Raw genomic sequence first — 19,674 nt, forward strand, 5'->3', positions numbered from 1 at the left:
GTTTTTACTTAGTTGGTGAAGCCGTTTTTGATGTCCTTGCCGGCGTCCTTGACTTTTTCGACGGCCTGCTTGGCTGAAGCGGCTGCCTGATCGGTGCTGCCCTCCTGCTCAAGCCCTGGTTTGTCCAGCAGCTTGCCGGCGGTCTCCTTTGCGGAGCCGAGGCCCTTTTCGGCGGCATTGCTGATTTTGTCTGTCAGTCCCACGGTGCACTCCTATGGTTGATGTTCACGAGTTGATGTTCAAGCCACACGTTCTGTGTGGGCAAATTTAGTGCGTGTTCCGGCCTTGATGCGGACCAACACGGGAAGTTGGCTGCCCAGGAGTTGATCCAGGCCCGCCACGAGATGTTCGACGGCGGCGCTCACCTCGGCGGGCGAGGCGCCTTTCCGTACTTGGACACTGATTTTCAGCCCGAGCCCCTCATCGGCGCCCTTGGTTTCCCAAGACTGCACCGAGGTCGAGAGAACTTGGGTGTTGCCGGCCAGTGCAGCCTTGATGGCCTGCGCCGCCACCGCCGTATCCACAGTGGTATTTCCGGCTTTTTCTTCCCGCCGGGCCAAATGGTTGCTCCGGCCGGTGCCTTGGGAAGCAATCCAACAAACCACCAGCACCGCCAGCAGGGCAAGGAGCGCGAACACGGCGGCCGTCCACCAGCTGGTGTCAGTTCCTGGAATCCGGGCAGCATCCAGCCGTTTCTGGATGTCGGCCCAGACCGAGGTGCCGGTCGCAGTCCAGCTTTGGGCGAATCCCCTGCTGGACCCGGCAAGTATTGCCATGGCCCCTGCCGCGGCAATTACCAGACCGAGCACCCCCAACGTTGCCCGGTTCAGACTGCGATTGGTGCCGTTCATGCGCCCACCTCCCCATGTGTTCCGGTGGAGAGCGCAATGGTCAGCGGCTTGCGGAGCCGGTAACCGCTCATGTCCTGCTCGACTGCCTCCCGAATGGCTTGGGCGTCCACACTCCTGCCCACTCCGGGGCGGACTGTCACGTCAACGCGCTTGCGGCTTACCCTGCTGGCCACTTGTTCAGGGGCCAGCCTGGCTGCAGTACGAGCTGCCCGAGAAATGGCTGACGCCAAAACTTCACTGTCAATCACGACGGCGGAGCGTGAGTTTTCGAGAATGTGCCGCGGTTTGGTGCCGGGCAGGATCGCGGCGGCAAGGAGCGCGAGCCCCACGATTGACGCCACTGCACCAGCACCGATGAGAACCCAAGGGATCGTGGCCGTGCCCAGCGAGGCTGTTCTGCCGGCCAAATCTGCGGGGGATATCAACAAAGCTGAATTTCCCGTCACTGACAACACCAGTTCAACGCCGAGCCAAACGATGGCAACCAGCAGCACCGAGGCGCACACGATCGACAAAGCCGCTCGGCTGGAGCGTATTTCCCGCAGGTTCAGCCTTTTGATCAGCTGCGGATCTGTTGCCTGCACACTTCTCATTGGACCCTCCCTGCGGTTGATAGTTTCCCGTCATGGATGCCGGTGAAACGGACATCCACACGGTGCACGGTTGTTCCTGCGAGTTCTTGGAGCCGCTGTGTCACCACCGTCTTGGCTGCGGCCGCACGCTCAAACAAGGTGCCGGCATTGTCCATCCGAATGTTTTTGCTCGGAAGTTCCGCCATGATTGTCAAGGCCACGGGGACGGCGAGCGAGACGCTAACTTGCCCCTGCTCGTCGTTGATCCCGGCCCGGACATCCCGGAGCGGAACGTTGAACGCTTCGGCAGCGATGACCGCGACCAGCTGGTCCATGGTGCCGGAGGAAATGCTGGTGTATCCGGCACGCGCAGTTGAGTGGTTTTGCAGTTTGGCTTCCTGTTCAAACCCCAGCGTGCCAGCGCTCATGACGAGGTGCGCTTGCCGCGAAGGGCATCGAAGACACCGCGCAGATCAAGCCTGCCGTCAATGCTTCGCCCCACCACTGCACCCACCGCCATAAACAGGGCTACCAGGAGCATGCCCCAGAAGCCGAATGCCAGGGCCGAGATGGCCAGCGTTGCCGCTACAGCCGTTCCCGCCATGGTCGCACTCATGAAACGCGGGCTTCGCGCTGGCCACCCTGGTCATCGTTCCGCTGGGTTGCTGCGGACTTCTCGTCCGCGTCGTCAGAAGCGATGTGGATATCGGTGATGGAGACGTTGACCTCGGTCACTTCCATGCCCACGACATCTTCGACGGCCGCGTAGATGGCGTCGCGGACATCATCGGCCACCTTCTGGAGGGGATGCGGGTATTCCACCACGAGCGTCACGTCCACGGCCACCTGGGTCTGGCCGACTTCAACGCTGACCCCCTGGGTAAGGTCCTTTTGTCCCACGGCTTCGCGGATGCTTCCCAGTGCACGTGCCGCTCCGCCGCCCAGGGCGTAAACGCCCGGGATGTCCTGAGCTGCGATGCCGGCGACCTTGGCAACAACGCCGTCTGCCACGGTGGTGGTGCCTCGGCTGGTCACCGTCTGCTTTGCCGGTGCGTTGTTGGGGGTGCCCTGGTTCTTGATCTGAGGCTGAGTAGTCAAAATAATCACTCCCGAAGTTATTCGTGTAGATACTTTTCCAGCTCGGCACCTGTTTGGCGCCTACACAGATAAGGCGTACTGACCGGTAGGTTCGTCACGGTCAACATGGCGTGAACTACATCACATCAAGATTTGGCCAGTGGCGGTGACAAAAGACCGCCGCCTAGAGCGTGAGCCATTTTCCGGCGGAGCGGCGGTAGGTGCGCAGCGCACCCGTGGTGGCCACTTCGTTGATTCCGTGGGCCATCGAGACGGCGGCGTTGCGCGCAAACTGGTTCTCGGCGTCGTGCTCGCTGGCCTCGACCATGAAGCGGACCGTGATGCGCGGCGTGCCGGCCACAATGTCCAGCTGGTTGGCCTCAACCACGTGGGCGGACCCCACTGTGGCAACGGCCATGTCCATGACTTCTTCGGGGGCGTGGCCGGGTCGCAGGCCGGTAATTTGGATGGTGGCGCGGAAGGATGGCATTGCACCAGCCTAAGTTAATCGCCCGCCACGCAAAAATGCCGCCGTTCCCGCATAATGCCGCAGGTCCACCTGCGGCAAAATGCGGGAACGGCGGCATTTTTCAGGAGGGGGACTACCCCGTGTTCCGCAGGCCGGCGGCCACGCCGTTGATGGTGATGAGCATGGCCCGCTGCAGCCGCTCATCCACATCCGCCTTGGTGATGTCTGCCTCGCGGACGCGGCGCAGCAGCTCAACCTGCAGGTAGGAGATCGGGTCAAGGTACTGGTCGCGGACGTTCAGTGAGCGCTTGAGCAGGGGCTGGTTGTCCAGCAGCTCCGTCTCGCCTGTCAGCAGCTGGATTTCCGCCACCGTGAGGTCATATTCGGCGCGGATTGTGGCGAACAGGTGGTGCAGTGGTTCGGGAACCAGGGTGGCCACGTAGTGCGCGGCGATGGCCATGTCCGTTTTGGCCAGCGTCATTTCCACGTTGGAGATGGTGGAGGAGAAGAAGTGCCAGTGCGCCAGCATCTCCTGCAATTCGGCGCCGTGGCCCGCCTCGCGGGCAGCCTTGAGCCCGGATCCAACCCCGAACCAGCCCGGCACGATCTGGCGTGACTGGGTCCAGCCGAACACCCACGGGATGGCGCGCAGGCCGCCAAGGCCCGATCCGGAGTCCGGGCGCTTTGACGGCCGGGAACCAATGTTCAGGCTGCCCAGCTGTTCCACCGGTGTGGAGGCGAGGAAGTAGGCCGGCAGGTCGTCGTCGTCGATCAAGGTCCGGTAGCTGCCAAAAGCGGCGTCTGACATGACTTCCATGATCGAGCCAAAGCGGCCGAGGTCGTCGTCCGAGTGGCGCGGGGCCTGGTGCAGTGCCGAACCCTGCATGACGGCGGCCAGCGACAGTTCAAGGTTTTCCCGGGCCAGTTCGGGCAGGGAGTACTTGTCGGAGATGACCTCACCTTGTTCGGTGAACTTGATGGCGCCTTCAAGGACGCCGTTGGGCTGGGCCATGATGGCGTCGTAGGTGGGTCCGCCACCGCGACCCACGGAGCCGCCGCGGCCGTGGAACATGCGCACATTGACGCCGTGCTTCACGGCCACGTCGCGGAGCTTGCGCTGGGTTTTGTGGATCTCCCACTGGCTGGTCAGCACGCCGGATTCCTTGTTGGAGTCCGAGTAGCCGAGCATGATTTCCTGTACGTTGCCGCGCAGGCGGACCACTTCGCGGTAGGCCGGGTCGGAGAGCAGCTGGTCGACGATTTCCGCTGACGCACGCAGTTCGTCAACGGTTTCCAGCAGCGGGGCGAAGCCGATCTTGGCATACCGTTCCGACCCGGTGAGCTGGAGGAGGCCGGCCTCGCGGGCCAGCACTGCGGGGGCCAGGACGTCGTCGGCGCCGCGGGTCATGGAGATGATGTACGTTTCGATGACGTCGGGGCCGTAGGTGCGCAAGGCACGGCGCACCACACGGAAGACGTCGTACGTGCCGTTCGCGGCGCCGTCGAGCTTGATCGGGTGGCCCGAGAGGGGACGCTGGCTGGCCAGTTCGGTGCTGAGCACCGCCATGCGCTCGGCACGGTCGAGCTCCGCATACGGCTTTTCCAGCTCGCCAACCCGGTCAACCAGCTGGCCGACGGCGTCGTGGTGGTAGTCGGCGTGCTCGCGGATGTCCAGGGTGGCAAGGTGCAGGCCAAAGGAGGAAATGGCCCGGCGCACCGAGGCGAGCGCACCGTCCGCCACCAGGGCTGCGGAGTTGTTGCGCAGCGATGATTCGAGCAGTTCCAGATCCGCAATGAGTTCGGAGGTGGCGCTGTAGTCGCGGCCCGGCTCATGGTACGCGTCGGCAGCCACCCGCTTTTGGGTGTTGATCAGCTTCGCCTTGACGCAGGTCAGCTTCAGCCGGTACGGCTCGTCGGCGTTGAGCTCAAGGACCCGCGGATCAATGTGGGGCAGCTTCTCCAGATCGGCGGCGATGGACTCAGTCAACGACGAATCCGCACCGTACAGGGCGCTGGAGTTCGAGAGAACTGTCAGCAGCTCATCGATGAGCACCAGCGAGATTTTCACGGCGTTCTGATTCTGCAGGACCAGCACGTCGCGGGTCACCTCGGGGGTGACGTTGGGGTTGCCGTCTCGGTCGCCACCGATCCAGGAACCAAAGCGCAGCGGGGCGGCATCGGCAGGCAGTGAAACACCGTGCTCGCCGAGCAGCTCGCTCAGTTCCGTCAGGACTTCCGGCATGGCATCGGTGAGGATGTTGCGGAGGTAGTAAATGGCGTTGCGGGCTTCATCCATGGGGGTGGGACGGACCTTGCGCAGCTCGTCTGTCTGCCACATCTGGTCGATGATCTCGGCAAGTTTGCGGTTCTGGCGGGCGCGGGCGGTGCTGCCCTCGTCGGACGGGGTGGCCAGGATGTCGGAAAGTTTGCGGATCTTGTCCAGCACCGAACGACGCGACGCCTCGGTGGGGTGGGCGGTGAAGATGGGGCGCACGTCGAGCTCGTTGACGACCTTTTGCAGCGCCTCGGCGCCGGCCTTGTCGGCGATCTCGGTGACGGCCTTGGCCAGCCAGCCGTCCTTCTCGGGTCGCGAGCGCAGGCTGCGGACACGGTGCACCTGCTCGGCGGCGTTGGCCAGGTGGAAGTAAAACGCAAAGGCGCGGACCAGGTCGGTTGCCTGCTCAAGTGGCAGGGAGGAGAGGACCTCGCGGACCTGCTCTGCGACGTCGTTCGCGCTCCAGGGGCCCGTGCCGGTCTCACCGCGGGCGGCTTCCTTGGATTCCTTGGTCAGCAGGCGGACCTGCTCGACCATGGCCAGCAGCTCGGGCCCGTGCTGGCGGACGAGCGACTCGCCCAGCAAGGTGCTGACGCGGCGCACATCGCGGCGCAGGTCGGTGTCCTGCTCCGGGTCCTGCGGGGTGCCCTGCGGATTTGCTTGCAAGTCTGAGCTCATGAGTCAGTGTCCTTACGGTCTGTGAATCTGGATGCTCGTATGCGGCGTTGAATACGGTGGGGCCCAAGTCAGGGCCGTTTGGATCCTACGTGCCGATCATCCAGCGGGGCCAATCCGTCTCAAATGGTGACGGAGTCAGGCAGCGCCGTATTGGGCGTGAATTTGCTCCCAGCACGGGTAAAAATCGTCCCACCAGTGCTGCCAGTCCACGCTTTTTCCCTCCAGCGCTTCCTGCAGGTGGTCAAGGTGGACGTGCCAGCCGGCCAGCGACATCAGCACCACCTCGGGCGGCACGGCCACCGCGTTGCTGAACACCAGCTGCGTGCCGCGCTCCGTGGGCGTCAGTTCCATGCGGATCCGGCCGTGCATTGCATTGGAGATCTCGAGAATTCGGGGTTCGTCCGCCTCGATGACGCGTCCGTACCACCAGTCGGTCTCAATGCCGTGGCCTTCGTCCTTGACGTTGAGCCACTTTAGGTCGAAGGAGGAACCCGCCCGGGCCTGCCCCCGAATTTTGGCCCACCACATCTGGGTCTTGGCCGGATCGGTGAGCATGGTCCACACCGCCTCCGGGGCCGCTGAATAGTGCCGGGTGAATGTCAGTTCCGTGCGTTCGGCGTCCAGCGCGGCGGCGGTTCCCAGCGGGAAGCGGGTCATGTCCTTGTTCAACTCTGCATTGGATGCGGTCGTTGAGTTTGTCGTGTTTGTTGCCATGGCCCCATTCTTCCACCATGCACGGCCGTGTGCCGTTGGAATGCGCTCCGTTGGAATACGCCCCCACCCGCATCCGTTGTGCCTACAGTGGATCAGCAACGCATCCAAAGGAGCACCATGACCATCAACACCGCCGAACTCGACCGCCTGACCCAGCGGTGGGAACGCTTCCGCACCGGCCGCAACACTTCCCTGGCCGAGCCCCACGGCTGGCTCACACTCACCTCCCTCCAGTGGCTGTCACCAGTTCCTTTCCAGCTGTCCGGCGTCCCCGGATTGTGGAGCTTTGAAGGCACGACGGCGACACTCACCGCAGGCGCCGACGACCGCCTGACGCTGGTGGAAAGCGGAGAACCGGTGATTGGAACCATCACGGCGTCGTTGGCTGACGAAGAGTCCTTGATGTGGGTTGCTGCCGGCACAGTCGTTGTGGAACTGGGCGTTCGGGCCAACCGCTACATGGTGCGCACCCGCGACTCGCAGGCCCCTGCCCTGGTAAATTTCACGGCCGTTCCGGTGTTCAACTACAACCCGGATCTTGCCGTGACAGGCACGTTCACCCGCTATGCCGAGCCCCGGACTGAAATCATCGAGACCGCCAACCCCGAGGTTCCGGGCGGGGCAGTGCTGGTGGGCGAGGTGTCCTTTGAACTGGGCGGCAGCCGTTTCAGCCTGGCCGCGGAAGAGGGCGGACTTGGCTCACTGGTGGTTGCCTTTCACGACGCCAGCAATGAGGTCTCCACGGCCCCTTGGCGCAAGCTGGAGCTCACCAAGCCACGCCCGGACGGCACCGTGGTGGTCGACTTCAACAGGTCCATCAACTACCCCAGTGCGTTCTCCGACTACGGCACATGCCCGGCACCGGCCACCGGCAACACCCTGCCCGTGTCGATTGAGGCCGGCGAGCGCGACCCCCGCAAGTAACCGCCCCCTCCCGGATCGAGTTTGCAGTTGTTGGACCGATTTCATCAAATTTAGGCGTTTTCGGTCCAACAACTGCAAACTCGAATTCCTTTGGCGGGCTAGGGGCGGGCTAGACGATGGCCGACACCCCTGTGATGGCACGGCCGGCGATGAGCGTGTTGATCTCATGCGATCCCTCGTAGGTGTAGATCGCCTCGGCGTCGGCAAAGATCTTGGCCATGCCGTAGTCGCTGACAATGCCGTTGCCGCCCAATATCGAGCGGCCAAGACCGACAGTTTCACGCATGGCAGCCGTGGTGTGCGCCTTCGCCAACGCAACCTGTGCCATGGACGCACCCGCCGCGGAAGAATCCTGCAAACCCGCAATGCGCACCATCATGGCCAGTGAGGCCGTGGTGTTGCCCAGCATGGTCACCAGCTGCGACTGGATCAGCTGGAATGCCGCAAGGGGCCGACCAAATTGCTGGCGTTCCACGGCGTAGGCGCGGGCAATGTCGAAGGCGGCCAACTGCTGGCCCACCGCCTGCCAGGCCACCGAGATGCGCGATCCCAGCAGCAGCTTGTTGGTGTCCTCAAAGGAATTCACCGACGCAATCCGATCGGTCTCCGGAACGCGCACATCCGTCAGGGTGATGTGCGCATTTTGAACGGTGCGCAAGGCAATCTTGTTCTCAATCTTCGTCCGCACCATCCCTGGCAGCGAAGCATCAAGGAAGAAGCCGCGCACCTGCCCCGTGCCGGCATCCCTTGCCCACAGCAGCATGCGGTCGCAGAACGTCCCGTTGCCAATCCAACGCTTGGCGCCGTTGAGCACCCAGTGGGTCCCGCCGTCGTCCGTCACGCGGCGGGCGGTGGTGGCCATGCCGCCGGCAACGTCGCTGCCGTGGTCGGGCTCGGTCAGGGCAAAGGCGCCGGTGGTGCGCAGCGACAGGGCATCGGGGAGCAGCCGCAGCTTCTGCTCGTCCGAGCCGAAATCGATGAGCGCCTGGACGAAGAGGTCGTGGTGGACCAGGAAGAACGTGGCCAGCGAGGTGTCGACGCGGGTCATCTCCGCCACGACCAGCCCGGTAAACAGGTGGCTGTACTGGCGACGGTCGGGGGCGGCGAGTTCCAGCGCGGCGATCTTGGGCAGGATGTGTGCCGGGAATTCGGCATCGTTCCACCAGCCGACGGCGTACGGGGCCACGTTCGCGGCCAGAAAATCGCGCAGCTGCGCCAGCTTCGATGACTCCGCGTCGCTCAGCAGCGCCTCAAAATCGTAGAAGTCGGCGGCGGGCAGCGGGCCGGGCACAGCTGTCACCTCGGCGCCATCCGGATGGCGCCGTCAAGTCGGATGGTCTCGCCGTTGAGCATGGCGTTCGCGGCCAGGTGTTCCACGAGTGCGGCATATTCAGCCGGCTTGCCCAGGCGCGACGGGTGCGGGACCTGTTGGCCCAGCGAATCCTGCGCGGCCTGCGGCAGTCCCGCCAGCATCGGTGTCTCAAAAATGCCGGGTGCGATCGTCATGACGCGGATCAGCGACCGGGCCAGCTCGCGCGCCAGCGGCAGGGTCATGGCGGCCACGGCGCCCTTGGATGCGGCATAGGCCGGCTGGCCAATCTGCCCGTCGAACGCGGCCACGGAAGCTGTGTTCACAATGAGGCCCCGCTCCGGGCCAAACTCCCCCGCGAGCGGTTCGGCGGCGGCCATTGCCTCGGCGCACAGCCGCACCACATTGAAGGTGCCAACGAGGTTGATCTGGACCACGCGGCTGAACTGCTCCAGCGGCAGCACCCCGGCACGGCCCAGCACCTTGCCCGGGGTGGCAACACCGGCACAGTTGACGACGATCCGCAGCGTCCCCAAGCCGGCGGCCGCCTCGATGGCGGCCCGCACCTGGTCCTCGTTCGTGACGTCTGCCGGGGCAAACACCGCCCGCTGTCCCAGTTCCGCGGCCAGGTCGGCTCCGCTGGAATTGGGCAGATCAACAAGCACGACGGCGGCGCCTGCCGCATGCAGGCGCCGCGCCGTTGCGGCGCCCAACCCGGAGGCGCCTCCGGTGATGAGTGCGACAGTTCCATTGTTGGAAATTTCCATGGTTCCTCCTCGTTGAGGTGACTCGGCCCGGCGGCCGGGCGGAATAAGTTGCGTTAATGCATACTAACCAAAATTCGGGGCAGGTGGGTTCGCGCCGGATTGCTGTCGGCCGGGGCGATGGCCCGGCCATGGGCGGGTCGGGGACAGTACGCTTGATGCCATGACAGCCTTCGACGCACACGCCGGATCGACGAACCCGGCCGGCAGCTGGACCGCGCTCGCCGCAGAGGCGGCTGCGGACGTGAACGCCCGCTTCGGCCACCGGCTGATGGGCCTGCCCGGAACCTGGATCGGCAGCCTGCAGGCAGACGCAACCGACCCAACAGACGCTCCCGGGCCGCCCCCGGCTGCCCGCCGCAGGCAGCGATCAGACACGCGGCAACGGCCATGGTCCGAATGGCACTACTGGTGGCAGTCGCACTACCTCGACTCCATCATTGACGCAGGCTTCCTGGCACTGTCACAGGGCGGGAGGATCGTCGCACGCGGGGAACTGCGCCGCGCCCGGCAGCTGCTCCGGGGCATCATGATCCGCAACTTTGGCATCTTCCCCAACTACTACTACGACGACATGGCGTGGCTCGCGCTCGCAGCCAGCAGGCTCAACACGCTCTCGGTGCGGCTGGAGGCCCGCCCCTCGCGGCTGGCCCTGTGCGCCGTCCGATCGCTGACCAGGCAGCTGCACGGCGCCCACGATTCAGTGCTGGGCGGTGGCATTTATTGGTCCCGCAAGCGCGACTTCAAGAACACCCCTGCCAACGGCCCGGCAGCCCTGCACTTTGCGCGCAACGGCGATCCGGAGGCCGCCCGGGCCATCGCCGGCTGGTTGCGCACCGAACTCTTCGACCCGCAACCCGGCCTCTACCTCGACGGCATCCACCCGTCCGCCACCGGCCGCGACGTTGAACGCACCATCTACACGTACAACCAGGGGCCCATTCTTGCCGCGCTCCTGGCGCTCGGCCGGCCGCAGGACCTCGCCGACGCCGGCGCCCTGATCGACGCCGTCAGCAGCCACCTGCATACGCCGGGCCTCGGTCTGCGCCTTGAACCGGGCGGCGACGGCGGCCTCTTCACCGGCATTCTCTGCCGCTACCTGGCCCTCGCCGCGCAAGACGAAAGGCTGCCGGCGCACAGCCGGGCCACGGCGTCGACCATGGTCAAGGAAACGGCGGCCCGGCTTGCCGGGCAAGCCCCCGCGCAACTCTCCGCCGCCGTGCAGCGCTGGACCGTGCTGTCGGCGGCCGCCTCACTGTAGGGCTCCATCCTGGAAGGCATCATTGACAAGCGCGACGGCGCCCGGCCGGAAGCAGCTGCCGGCCGGCGCGGCCGCACGTCACCAGTCCTGCTATGGCCTGCGCTTTTGCGGGTAGGGGGTTTCGCCCGATTCCAACATGGCGACGAAGCGGGCAATGTTCGAATCCCTTCCCGCAGCTGTTTTCACATTCGCGATGCGGTGCAGGAAGGCATAGCGGTTCGTGGCGGTCAGGACATCGAACATGGCTTGCGCACGCGGATTGGCGGCAATTGCGGCCAGGAAATCCGGCGGCACTTCGGCACTGGCCTGGCCGGCGTAGGCCGCTTCCCACCGGCCGTCCGCCTTGGCCGCATCCGCGACTGCGATCCCCGCCGGCGTCATGCGCCCGTCCAGACTCAGCCGCTCGAAGTGAGCCACATTGATTTGGGACCATCTGCTCGCCTTCGTGCGCGGGGTGAAGCGGCGGACAAAGGATTCGGCATCGCGCTTGCCAACCACCCCGTCGATCCAGCCAAAGCACAACGCCTCATCCAGGGCGGCGGCGTAGTCCAGCGCAGTGACGGTGCCGCCCTTTTTGTGCAGGACCAGCCGCACACCGGGGCTGGCGGTGTGGTTGTCCACGAGCCATTCCCGCCAGGCATCGGCGTGCGGCAGCAGCAGTTCCGGGATTTCAGCCATGGCTCAACACTAATATTGAAACCAAGCTACGCACCACCAGGAGGAACCATGCTGCGCGTCCGCCCCGTCCACTTCACATCCGATCTTGACGGCTGCGCCGCCCAGTTGGAGGTCCAAGGACTCAAATGCGTGGAAAACCACGGCGACTGGCGCGTCTTCGACTCCGGCAACGGCAAGGCCGGCCTGCACCGGGCCGAAGCCGGCAGCCCCATGGACGGAACAACAGTCCTTGGCTTCGAGGTGCGCGACCATGAAATATTTGTCCGCCGCACACTGGCGGACGGCACCCGCGCCGAGGTGGCAGATTCCCGTCACGGCAGCACCGCGCGTGTCACCGCGCCCGACGGCTTCAATTTCCTGGCCGACCCCGTCACCGACCTCAGCCTGCCAAATCCCGCATCCCCGTGTTCCGTCACCGCCATCTGGCACACGCCGGATCCGGCCGCGGCCAACAAGGTCCTGGCCGACATTGGGGCCAGACACGAGCAGGATTACCCGGGCGGAGGAGCCCTGTTCAGCGCCAAGAACGGCGGCTTCGTGGCCACCCACAAAGGTGCGGCGAACGTCGTCGAACTTGAAATGGGGAACGACGCCGAGAGCGAACCCTGAACCAATTTGCCGGCGGGAAGCGGCGCGCGGGGCGGGGATGGGGTAGAACTTAGATATGAGCGTTCGCACCCCTGATCCTTATCCCGGCTGGCTCTCCGACGAGGACCTGCACGAGGCCCGCAACCGGCTTCCCATGGTTTACGTGGAGGCGGTGCCGGTGCGCCTTGACTCCCTCGGCTACGTCAACGAGGTGGGGCTGCTGCTGCAGGCCGACGACGAAGGCTCCATGGTGCGCACCCTGGTCTCCGGGCGGGTGCTGTACCGCGAGACCATCCGTGCGGCGTTGATCCGCCACATTGAAAAGGACCTGGGGCCGCTGGCCTTCCCGCAGCTGCCCGTCAGCCCGGTGCCGTTCACGGTGGCCGAGTACCTGCCCTCACCCTCGGAAACCGGGTTCACCGACGAGCGCCAGCACGCCGTGGCCATGGTTTATGTCATTCCCGTGACAGGTGAATGCGAGCCCCGCCAGGACGCCCTGGAGCTGACGTGGATGACGCCGGAGGAGGTCCTCAGCGCCGGCGTGCAGGCGGAATTCGTCGGCGGCCGCGGGGCCTTGATCCGTCAGGCCATCTCCTTCGCAGGCTTGGGGCGGTAGCGCCGCACAGCGTCCTCCCGGCCCCCTTCCGTCCCTCCCCGGCCCTCCCCGGCCCTTCCCGGCCCTCCACGGCACTTCCCGCCCCTTCCCGGCCCTCCACGGCCCTCCACGGCACTTCCCGCCCCTTCCCGGCAACGCTCTCGCAGCAATGGCTGGTTTTTCGGCAACGCTCCCGCACTGAAGGGACGACGGAGGGAGGTCACCGTCGGCACCCAAGCCCGCCTTCTCGCCGTCGTGCCTTCGACAGCGGACCGGCGGGAGGGGCGCCACCCTAGCCCGATGCCCCGTTCCGGCGTAGATTACGTTCCATGGTGAACACCCAGCTCTCCGTCCTTGTCAACGCCGATGCCGAACAGTTGTGGCACATGCTCCGCGAACCCGCCCGCATTGCGCAGTGGCATGGTTGGGAGATTGAGGGGCTGGAGGAAGAAGTCCGGCAGATCTACGCCTGGAGCTGGAAATGGGCGATGTGTTCACCTTGGAACCGCGCCCGGACGGCACGCTGTTGACCCTGACCCGCGGGACAGCCACCGGCGATTTGGCCCGGTTCGACCCCGACATCACCGAGGGCTGGGCCATTTTTCTCCAGCAGCTCAGATTCGCCCTGGAACGCCACCCAAGGACTCCCCGGCGCACCATTTTTGTTGACGGAACCAGCCCATCCCACACCAATCTGTGGGATGCACTGGGCATCGACATCGGCTGGCTGCCCGAGCCCGGGGAGCCCTACGAGCTCACGTTGAACTTCGGCGCCAGCCTTGCCGGCAAGGTTTGGTACCGCAGTGACACCCAGTTGGGCCTGACCGTGGCTGACTACGCCGAGCATGGCGACGGTCTGCTCATCCTGGCCCGCCAGGCACCGCTCGAGGGGGTCCGCGAACATCCCGGGGCCCAAGTCGTCGTCAGCACCTACGGCTTGGGGTCGGCCACCTTCGAGGCCATCGGATCCCAATGGGACGCCTTCATGGAAGCTCACTTCCCGGACGGCTGACCAGACGGCTGACCGGAAAGTTCAGTCCTGCGTCTCCTGTCCCGGCACCAAGCAGTCCCGCCGGGGCCACGGTGCGTCTTCCAATGTTTCGACATCCTGGTTGAATTTCCGCAACAGAGCCAGGAATTGCCGCCTTGTGTCTTCGGGCCAGTCCCCCACCACGCCGCGCAGGCCCGCTTCGTTGTTTGCCCGCGTCTGGATTAGCGCCGCCAGTCCGGCCCGTGTCGGAGCAACCCGGCGGGCAACCTCCCCGGCCGCCCCCCGGACGTACTCAACATGTCCTGACCGCAGCAGCGCCCCGAGCTGGCGGTGCACCGTTGAGCTGTCCAGGCGCAAGGCGTGCGACAGCTCCTTGAGCGTCATCGGTTCCACCGGCTCAAGCCTGCTGAGCAACAGAAAAGCCGAACGCTCGATCAAGGGTGCCTCTCCCGGGTGGGGGCGGAGCTGATGCCGGGACAACAGCATGAGCTCGTATTGCATCTGCTGCACCGAATCGTTGGAATCCGCCATGCGTCCCCCTGGGTTTGGGCTGGTGTCTGCTTAATCTTAGCAAAGGCTTGTGTCATGCAAATTCTTTGTATGGCACAAATTGGTTGTACGATACATAAGCGCCTTTCGACGCATCATTTTCCATTGTTCAGGAGCCCAGTGAGTCAAGTCAGTTCAACATCCCGCCAGAGAACCGCTTCACCCGGCGCGGCCGTCGCCGTCCTGGCCTTCGTGGGCATCGTCGCCTCACTCATGCAGACCATCGTGGTCCCGCTGATCCCCCAGCTGCCGACGCTGCTGCACACGTCCGCGACGAACACCTCCTGGATCATCACGGCCACGTTGCTGGCCGGAGCAATTGTCACACCCATTGCCGGCCGCCTGGGCGACATCTTCGGCAAACGGCGGGTGCTGGTTATTTCACTCGGGTTGCTCGTTGCCGGTTCGGTCATCTGCGCACTCACGAGTTCAATGGGCCTGATGTTGGTGGGACGGATCCTGCAGGGACTGGCCATGGGTGTGATTCCACTGGGAATCAGCATTCTGCGTGACGAGCTTCCCCGCGAAAAGGTTGGCTCCGCCGTCGCCACCATCAGCGCCACCATGGGCGTCGGCGGCGCCATCGGACTCCCCGTTTCGGCGTTGATTGCGCAGAACGCCGACTGGCACGCGTTGTTCTGGGCCTCCGCCGCACTGGCTGTCGTTGCGCTGGTGCTTGTCCTTGTCGTGCTCCCTGAGTCCCCGCTGCGCACACCGGCCAGGTTCGACGGCGTGGGCGCAGCAGGTTTGACTGCCGGCCTGATCGCCTTGCTGCTGCCGATCACCAAGGGTGCGGACTGGGGCTGGGGAAGCCTGCTGACGGTGGGATTGTTTGCCGCATCCGCGGTCATCCTGGTCCTGTGGGGAATCTTTGAGCTGCGCAGCTCCTCTCCCTTGGTGGATCTGCGGGTGTCGGCCCGCCCCCAAGTGCTCTTCACGAACTTGGCCTCCATCGCCGTCGGCTTCGCCATGTACGCCATGAGCCTGGCGTTCCCGCAGCTGCTGATGGCCCCGACCGCCACCGGTTACGGGCTTGGCCTGTCAATGGTGCAGGCCGGTTTGGCAATGGCACCGGGCGGCCTGGTCATGATGGCGCTCTCGCCCGTCTCGGCCCGCTTGTCCGCCCGCTACGGCCCCAAGGTGACGTTGCTCGCCGGCGCCGTCGTCATTGGTGCGGGCTATGTTCTGGCGTTCTTCCTGACCGATGCCGTGTGGCAGGTCATTGCCGCCGCCATGGTCATTGGCGCCGGCATCGGCCTCGCCTACGCCGCCATGCCGGCACTGATCATGGGGGCCGTCCCACTCAAGGAAACAGGAGCGGCCAACGGCCTGAACTCGCTGATGCGTGCCGTGGGAACCTCCACCTCGGCCGCCGTGATGGGTGTGGTCCTGGCGAACATGACCATGTCGATCGGCCCGGCAACCGTGCCCACCCTTGCGGGATTCCACACCACTTTCGCCATCGCCATCTCCGCCGCGCTGGCAGCCATTGTGTTGGGCGCACTCATCCCGCGCCGGCAGAAGTCCGCCGAAACTGCAGAAGCTGCACAGGGCGGGGCTGCCGAACTCGTCGACGCGAAGTAGCGCCATCACCCCGCCCTGAGCGGGCTGGTGCCTGAGCGGGCTGGTGCCTGAAGCGGGCAGCAGCCTGAGCGGGCTGCGGTGGGGGACGACGGCGGCTGCTGGCCACGCGTCGTCCCCCACCAAACGCGGTGCCCGGGCCGGGCTAAACAACCGGCCCGGTCCCGTCCACCCCCTTGGCGGCAAATGTTGAGACCTCGGGGTCGTCCTCGTCGGCACCGAAGTCGGAGGCCTTGGTGATGTCCTTGCCGTCCGGAAGCTTCAGGGCCCGAAACACCAACGTGAGCACCACGGCGACCACCGCGTTGAGCACAAACGCCGTGATGGCGATGTACACCTTGGTGTTCGTGCCGGGAATCGCGGCAATGGAACCGCCAAAGTGCGCGTGGGTCACCGGGTTGACCACGCTGTACGCGGCCCAGGTGCCATAGCCGATGCCCACCGCCCAGCCCGCCAGCAGCGCCCATCTGTGGAGCCAGCGCGTGTAGAGCCCGGCTACGATCGCCGGAAATGTCTGCAGGATCCAGATGCCGCCCAACAATTGCATGTTGATGGCGGTCGATGCATCCATGCCAATCACGAAGATCAACGCACCAAATTTCACCACCAGCGAGGTCACCTTGGACACCTTTGCTTCCTGCCGCGGCGTGGCGTCCTTCCTGACGTACTCCTTGTAAATGTTGCGGGTGAACATGTTGGCGGCCGCAATGGACATGATGGCCGCGGGCACGAGGGCGCCCACAGCAATGGCGGCCAGCGCAACACCGGCAAACCACGACGGGAAGTTGTCAAGGAACAACTGCGGAACCACCAATTGCGGGTTGATGGTCTTGCCGTCCAGCTCCACCGGATTGGTTCCCGCGGCGATGGCCATGAAGCCCAGAAGTGCCAGAAAACCCAGCACCAGGGAGTACAGCGGCAGCACCGCGGCGTTCTTGCGGATGGTGTTTCGGCTCTTGGTGGCCAGCACCCCGGTGATGGAATGCGGGTACATGAACAACGCCATGGCCGAGCCCAGCGCCAGCGTGGCATAGGCAGCGTAGCTGTCGGCACCCGGAATGAACGGGCCCGGAACCTTGCCGGTGGCCGGGTTGACCGTGGTCATCTTGTCCTGGGCCGCACCAAAAATGTGCTCCCAGCCGCCAAATTTCTGCGGCAGGTAAATGATGGCCACAATCACGGCCAGGTAAATCAGCACGTCCTTCACGACGGCGATCATGGCCGGGGCGCGCAGGCCTGAGGTGTAGGTGTAGGCGGCAAGCACCACAAACGCCACAATCAGCGGCAGGTCGTTGAGGAACCAATTGTCGGCGCTGCCCACGCCGAGCACCGTCAGCACGGCCTTGATGCCCACCAGCTGCAGTGCAATGTACGGCATGGTCGCCACGATGCCGGTCAGGGCAACGGCGAGCGCCAGCGGTTTGCTGCCGTACCGCCCGCCCACAAAGTCCGCGGTCGTGACAAAGTTGTGGCGTTTGGACACCGACCACAGCCGGGCCATCAGCAGGAACACAATGGGGTACAGGACAATCGTGTACGGCACGGCGAAGAAGCCGCTCACGGAACCCGCAGCCCACATGGCCGCCGGCACAGCCACAAACGTGTAGGCCGTGTACAAGTCGCCGCCGAGCAGGAACCACGTGATCCACGTGCCAAAACTCCTGCCGCCCAGGCCCCATTCGTCCAGGGAATGCAGACCGTCGGCGCCCGCCTTGCGCCAGCGCGAAGCGTAAAATCCCAGCACACCCACCAGCACAAACAAAACAACGACGACGATCAGTGCCGTCACGTCAACGCCACGGGCCGTCGCGGGGGCCATGCCCACCGAACCAGCCACCGAACCGACCACCGCAAAAGGTGCGGCACTCACCTGGCCCCACCTCCGGCGTCGTGCCTGCCCTTGCGGCCGGCCTGGTCACGGGCAACAGCCCGGCGGCGCCTGTCCTCGGCCGTCATCAGTTTGTAGCAGATGCCGATCAGAATGGCGCAGATTGGCACCCAAAGCATCTGATACCAGAAGAAGAACGGGAACCCGAAAAGCGGCGGATCGGCGTGCGCGTACATGGGTACGGCGAGCGGCATGACAACGGCCGCCAACAGCAGGATTCCGCTGATGACATAGGGCAGCGGGCGTGCCGGACCCCGGGTGGGGGAATCGTGGGTGACATTCGTGGCGGACATGAGCGGCTCCTTTGGGCCCTGCATTCCTCGAAATTTCCTGACTTGCTCATGGTAAGGACAAGCGGGGATCCACGGATAGACATCTGGGAAAAAACCTTTGGACAGCTCCCGCCCCGGCCGTCCCTGACGCCACCTGCTGCGGTGCGGTCGTGGCGGTTCCCAAAAACTGGCAAAATGGAACAATGCCCACCCCAGAAACCGTCACGGACCTCATCGCGCCAGGACACACCACCGAGCCGCATTCCACCCCCGGCGCCCCGGCGTCACAAAGTGAATTCGGCTTTGCGGTCACCACGCGCCTGAACGACACCTGCACGCCCGACGACGGCGCCATCGAACGCAACGGCGGAAAATTCCAGGGCCGCACGGGCGTCATCACCACCCCGCACGGGACCATCAAGACCCCGGCGTTCATCGCCGTGGGCACCAAGGCAACGGTGAAGGCGGTGCTGCCGGAGGCCATGGACGAGCTGGGTGCGCAGGCGCTGCTGTCCAACGCCTACCACCTGTATCTGCAGCCCGGCGCCGACATTCTTGACGCCGCGGGCGGGCTGGGCAAGTTCATGAACTGGCAGGGCCCAACGTTCACCGACAGCGGCGGATTCCAGGTCATGAGCCTGGGTTCAGGCTTCAAGAAGGTCATCAACATGGACGCCGCAGCCGCGTCCCCGCACGCCGGGGCCGACGATTCGGTGGCCGTGGGCAAGGAGCGCCTGGCGCACATTGACGACGACGGCGTCTGGTTCAAGTCGCACCTGAACGGGGACATGCACCGCTTCACGCCCGAAGTTTCCATGGCGGTCCAACACCAGATCGGGGCCGACATCATGTTCGCCTTCGACGAGCTCACGACGCTGCTGAACTCGCGCGGCTACCAGGAGATGTCCCTGGAACGCACCCGGCTGTGGGCGCTGCGCTGCATCGCCGAACACTTCAAACTCACCGAAGAGCGCCGCGGCAAGCCCTACCAGGCGTTGTTTGGCGTGATCCAGGGCGCCCAATATGAGGACCTGCGCCGCAAGGCCTCCCACGATCTCGGCGAAATGAACTTCGACGGCTTTGGCATCGGCGGGGCGTTGGAGAAGGAAAACCTGGGCACCATTGTGCGCTGGTGCTCCGAGGAACTGCCGGAGGACAAGCCGCGCCACCTCCTCGGCATCTCCGAACCCGACGACATCTTCACGGCCATTGAAAACGGCGCCGACACCTTCGATTGCGTCTCCCCCACCCGGGTGGCCCGCACCTCCGCGTTCTACACCCCGGACGGCCGCTTCAACCTCTCCGGCGCCAAATACAAACGCGACTTCGGCCCGCTCTCCGCCGAGTGCGACTGCTACACCTGCGAAAACTACACCCGCGCCTACATCCACCACCTGTTCAAGGCCAAGGAAATGGTTTCCTCCACCCTGGTCTCCATCCACAACGAACGCTTTGTGGTGAAAATGGTCGACGACGCCCGCCTCGCCATTGAGGACGGCACGTTCTTCGAGTTCAAGGCCGAAACGCTGCGCCGCTACTACCCGAAACGGTAAGCGCCAGCAGTCCTTCTACAACTTCGGCGGGTGGTTGCGCAATCGGCGGGTGGCAGACCACCCGCTTTTTGCGCAAACACCCGCC

Annotated in this window: 23 protein-coding genes; 8 read left to right on the plus strand and 15 right to left on the minus strand. The window is 64.8% G+C overall.

The window, feature by feature from the left end; translation table 11 throughout:
* Positions 1-8: 8 nt before the first annotated feature.
* The 9 genes from ACT3TS_RS05010 to ACT3TS_RS05050 all read right to left on the minus strand — a co-directional run bounded on the left by ACT3TS_RS05010 (position 9) and on the right by ACT3TS_RS05050 (position 6,636).
* A complete protein-coding gene (locus tag ACT3TS_RS05010) occupies positions 9-203 on the minus strand; it encodes a CsbD family protein (RefSeq protein WP_444530394.1) in 195 nt (64 codons plus the stop codon).
* Positions 204-239: 36 nt separating this feature from the next.
* Positions 240-851: a hypothetical protein gene (locus tag ACT3TS_RS05015; protein WP_444530395.1), complete on the minus strand. Its 612-nt coding sequence runs from the start codon at positions 849-851 to the stop codon at positions 240-242.
* On the minus strand, positions 848-1,444 hold the full coding sequence (locus tag ACT3TS_RS05020; protein WP_444530396.1) for a hypothetical protein: 597 nt from the start codon (positions 1,442-1,444) through the stop codon (positions 848-850). The genes ACT3TS_RS05015 and ACT3TS_RS05020 overlap by 4 nt, the downstream gene beginning before the upstream one ends.
* Positions 1,441-1,851: a hypothetical protein gene (locus ACT3TS_RS05025; RefSeq protein WP_444530397.1), complete on the minus strand. Its 411-nt coding sequence runs from the start codon at positions 1,849-1,851 to the stop codon at positions 1,441-1,443. Before ACT3TS_RS05025 ends, ACT3TS_RS05020 begins: the two co-directional genes overlap by 4 nt.
* Positions 1,848-2,039: a DUF2273 domain-containing protein gene (locus ACT3TS_RS05030; RefSeq protein WP_444530398.1), complete on the minus strand. Its 192-nt coding sequence runs from the start codon at positions 2,037-2,039 to the stop codon at positions 1,848-1,850. The genes ACT3TS_RS05025 and ACT3TS_RS05030 overlap by 4 nt, the downstream gene beginning before the upstream one ends.
* Positions 2,036-2,521 carry an Asp23/Gls24 family envelope stress response protein gene (locus ACT3TS_RS05035; protein WP_444530399.1) on the minus strand — a complete coding sequence of 162 codons (486 nt, stop codon included), beginning with the start codon at positions 2,519-2,521 and terminating at the stop codon, positions 2,036-2,038. The genes ACT3TS_RS05030 and ACT3TS_RS05035 overlap by 4 nt, the downstream gene beginning before the upstream one ends.
* A gap of 163 nt (positions 2,522-2,684) precedes the next feature.
* Entirely contained in the window at positions 2,685-2,990 is a 306-nt protein-coding gene (locus ACT3TS_RS05040) for a hypothetical protein (RefSeq protein WP_444530400.1), read from the minus strand.
* A 112-nt stretch (positions 2,991-3,102) separates the two neighbouring features.
* Positions 3,103-5,922, minus strand: a complete 2,820-nt coding sequence (gene ppc, locus ACT3TS_RS05045; protein ID WP_444530401.1) for a phosphoenolpyruvate carboxylase — start codon at positions 5,920-5,922, stop codon at positions 3,103-3,105.
* 135 nt (positions 5,923-6,057) lie between these two features.
* Positions 6,058-6,636 carry an SRPBCC domain-containing protein gene (locus ACT3TS_RS05050; protein WP_444530402.1) on the minus strand — a complete coding sequence of 193 codons (579 nt, stop codon included), beginning with the start codon at positions 6,634-6,636 and terminating at the stop codon, positions 6,058-6,060.
* 117 nt (positions 6,637-6,753) lie between these two features.
* Here ACT3TS_RS05050 and ACT3TS_RS05055 point away from each other — a divergent pair, with 117 nt between their 5' ends.
* Entirely contained in the window at positions 6,754-7,560 is an 807-nt protein-coding gene (locus ACT3TS_RS05055) for a DUF1684 domain-containing protein (protein WP_444530403.1), read from the plus strand.
* Positions 7,561-7,669: 109 nt separating this feature from the next.
* Here the strand turns inward: ACT3TS_RS05055 and ACT3TS_RS05060 are convergent, their stop codons facing one another.
* Together ACT3TS_RS05060 and ACT3TS_RS05065 are read right to left on the minus strand one after the other, a co-directional pair.
* Entirely contained in the window at positions 7,670-8,851 is a 1,182-nt protein-coding gene (locus ACT3TS_RS05060; RefSeq protein WP_444530493.1) for an acyl-CoA dehydrogenase family protein, read from the minus strand.
* A 5-nt stretch (positions 8,852-8,856) separates the two neighbouring features.
* Positions 8,857-9,636: an SDR family NAD(P)-dependent oxidoreductase gene (locus ACT3TS_RS05065; protein WP_444530404.1), complete on the minus strand. Its 780-nt coding sequence runs from the start codon at positions 9,634-9,636 to the stop codon at positions 8,857-8,859.
* A gap of 160 nt (positions 9,637-9,796) precedes the next feature.
* On the opposite strand from ACT3TS_RS05065, the gene ACT3TS_RS05070 reads away from it, so the two are divergent.
* Positions 9,797-10,894 (plus strand): glycoside hydrolase family 76 protein, encoded by a 1,098-nt coding sequence (locus ACT3TS_RS05070; RefSeq protein WP_444530405.1) that lies wholly within the window; start codon positions 9,797-9,799, stop codon positions 10,892-10,894.
* Between the two features lie 90 nt (positions 10,895-10,984).
* On the opposite strand, the gene ACT3TS_RS05075 is transcribed toward ACT3TS_RS05070, so the two are convergent.
* Positions 10,985-11,572, minus strand: a complete 588-nt coding sequence (locus ACT3TS_RS05075) for a YdeI/OmpD-associated family protein (protein WP_444530406.1) — start codon at positions 11,570-11,572, stop codon at positions 10,985-10,987.
* Between the two features lie 48 nt (positions 11,573-11,620).
* On the opposite strand from ACT3TS_RS05075, the gene ACT3TS_RS05080 reads away from it, so the two are divergent.
* The 4 genes from ACT3TS_RS05080 to ACT3TS_RS05095 all read left to right on the plus strand — a co-directional run bounded on the left by ACT3TS_RS05080 (position 11,621) and on the right by ACT3TS_RS05095 (position 13,767).
* A complete protein-coding gene (locus tag ACT3TS_RS05080) occupies positions 11,621-12,181 on the plus strand; it encodes a VOC family protein (protein WP_444530407.1) in 561 nt (186 codons plus the stop codon).
* 55 nt (positions 12,182-12,236) lie between these two features.
* Positions 12,237-12,776: an NUDIX hydrolase family protein gene (locus ACT3TS_RS05085; protein WP_444530408.1), complete on the plus strand. Its 540-nt coding sequence runs from the start codon at positions 12,237-12,239 to the stop codon at positions 12,774-12,776.
* A gap of 308 nt (positions 12,777-13,084) precedes the next feature.
* A complete protein-coding gene (locus ACT3TS_RS05090) occupies positions 13,085-13,285 on the plus strand; it encodes a hypothetical protein (protein ID WP_444530409.1) in 201 nt (66 codons plus the stop codon).
* On the plus strand, positions 13,237-13,767 hold the full coding sequence (locus tag ACT3TS_RS05095) for an SRPBCC domain-containing protein (protein WP_444530410.1): 531 nt from the start codon (positions 13,237-13,239) through the stop codon (positions 13,765-13,767). The genes ACT3TS_RS05090 and ACT3TS_RS05095 overlap by 49 nt, the downstream gene beginning before the upstream one ends.
* A 21-nt stretch (positions 13,768-13,788) precedes the next feature.
* On the opposite strand, the gene ACT3TS_RS05100 is transcribed toward ACT3TS_RS05095, so the two are convergent.
* Entirely contained in the window at positions 13,789-14,277 is a 489-nt protein-coding gene (locus tag ACT3TS_RS05100; protein ID WP_444530411.1) for a MarR family winged helix-turn-helix transcriptional regulator, read from the minus strand.
* 138 nt (positions 14,278-14,415) lie between these two features.
* Here ACT3TS_RS05100 and ACT3TS_RS05105 point away from each other — a divergent pair, with 138 nt between their 5' ends.
* Positions 14,416-15,879, plus strand: a complete 1,464-nt coding sequence (locus tag ACT3TS_RS05105; protein ID WP_444530412.1) for an MFS transporter — start codon at positions 14,416-14,418, stop codon at positions 15,877-15,879.
* A 142-nt stretch (positions 15,880-16,021) separates the two neighbouring features.
* Here the strand turns inward: ACT3TS_RS05105 and mctP are convergent, their stop codons facing one another.
* On the minus strand, positions 16,022-17,746 hold the full coding sequence (gene mctP, locus ACT3TS_RS05110) for a monocarboxylate uptake permease MctP (RefSeq protein ID WP_444530413.1): 1,725 nt from the start codon (positions 17,744-17,746) through the stop codon (positions 16,022-16,024).
* On the minus strand, positions 17,743-18,057 hold the full coding sequence (locus ACT3TS_RS05115; protein WP_444530414.1) for a DUF3311 domain-containing protein: 315 nt from the start codon (positions 18,055-18,057) through the stop codon (positions 17,743-17,745). The genes mctP and ACT3TS_RS05115 overlap by 4 nt, the downstream gene beginning before the upstream one ends.
* Positions 18,058-18,239: 182 nt before the next feature.
* Here ACT3TS_RS05115 and tgt point away from each other — a divergent pair, with 182 nt between their 5' ends.
* Positions 18,240-19,589, plus strand: coding sequence for a tRNA guanosine(34) transglycosylase Tgt (gene tgt, locus ACT3TS_RS05120; protein ID WP_444530415.1), 1,350 nt, complete (start codon positions 18,240-18,242; stop codon positions 19,587-19,589).
* Positions 19,590-19,674: the final 85 nt, after the last annotated feature.

This window comes from Specibacter sp. AOP5-B1-6 (assembly GCF_052376555.1).
GTDB lineage: Bacteria > Actinomycetota > Actinomycetes > Actinomycetales > Micrococcaceae > Specibacter.

Excerpts from the sequence above, each read along its gene's own strand:
- ACT3TS_RS05040 (WP_444530400.1), bottom strand. The coding sequence starts at position 2,990 with ATGCCATCCTTCCGCGCCACCATCCAAATTACCGGCCTGCGACCCGGC.
- tgt (WP_444530415.1), top strand. The coding sequence starts at position 18,240 with ATGCCCACCCCAGAAACCGTCACGGACCTCATCGCGCCAGGACACACC.
- ppc (WP_444530401.1), bottom strand. The coding sequence starts at position 5,922 with ATGAGCTCAGACTTGCAAGCAAATCCGCAGGGCACCCCGCAGGACCCG.
- ACT3TS_RS05090 (WP_444530409.1), top strand. The coding sequence starts at position 13,085 with ATGGTGAACACCCAGCTCTCCGTCCTTGTCAACGCCGATGCCGAACAG.
- ACT3TS_RS05020 (WP_444530396.1), bottom strand. The coding sequence starts at position 1,444 with ATGAGAAGTGTGCAGGCAACAGATCCGCAGCTGATCAAAAGGCTGAAC.
- ACT3TS_RS05030 (WP_444530398.1), bottom strand. The coding sequence starts at position 2,039 with ATGAGTGCGACCATGGCGGGAACGGCTGTAGCGGCAACGCTGGCCATC.
- ACT3TS_RS05065 (WP_444530404.1), bottom strand. The coding sequence starts at position 9,636 with ATGGAAATTTCCAACAATGGAACTGTCGCACTCATCACCGGAGGCGCC.
- ACT3TS_RS05055 (WP_444530403.1), top strand. The coding sequence starts at position 6,754 with ATGACCATCAACACCGCCGAACTCGACCGCCTGACCCAGCGGTGGGAA.
- ACT3TS_RS05015 (WP_444530395.1), bottom strand. The coding sequence starts at position 851 with ATGAACGGCACCAATCGCAGTCTGAACCGGGCAACGTTGGGGGTGCTC.
- ACT3TS_RS05085 (WP_444530408.1), top strand. The coding sequence starts at position 12,237 with ATGAGCGTTCGCACCCCTGATCCTTATCCCGGCTGGCTCTCCGACGAG.
- ACT3TS_RS05075 (WP_444530406.1), bottom strand. The coding sequence starts at position 11,572 with ATGGCTGAAATCCCGGAACTGCTGCTGCCGCACGCCGATGCCTGGCGG.
- ACT3TS_RS05095 (WP_444530410.1), top strand. The coding sequence starts at position 13,237 with ATGGGCGATGTGTTCACCTTGGAACCGCGCCCGGACGGCACGCTGTTG.
- ACT3TS_RS05115 (WP_444530414.1), bottom strand. The coding sequence starts at position 18,057 with ATGTCCGCCACGAATGTCACCCACGATTCCCCCACCCGGGGTCCGGCA.
- ACT3TS_RS05025 (WP_444530397.1), bottom strand. The coding sequence starts at position 1,851 with ATGAGCGCTGGCACGCTGGGGTTTGAACAGGAAGCCAAACTGCAAAAC.
- ACT3TS_RS05100 (WP_444530411.1), bottom strand. The coding sequence starts at position 14,277 with ATGGCGGATTCCAACGATTCGGTGCAGCAGATGCAATACGAGCTCATG.
- ACT3TS_RS05080 (WP_444530407.1), top strand. The coding sequence starts at position 11,621 with ATGCTGCGCGTCCGCCCCGTCCACTTCACATCCGATCTTGACGGCTGC.
- ACT3TS_RS05050 (WP_444530402.1), bottom strand. The coding sequence starts at position 6,636 with ATGGCAACAAACACGACAAACTCAACGACCGCATCCAATGCAGAGTTG.
- ACT3TS_RS05070 (WP_444530405.1), top strand. The coding sequence starts at position 9,797 with ATGACAGCCTTCGACGCACACGCCGGATCGACGAACCCGGCCGGCAGC.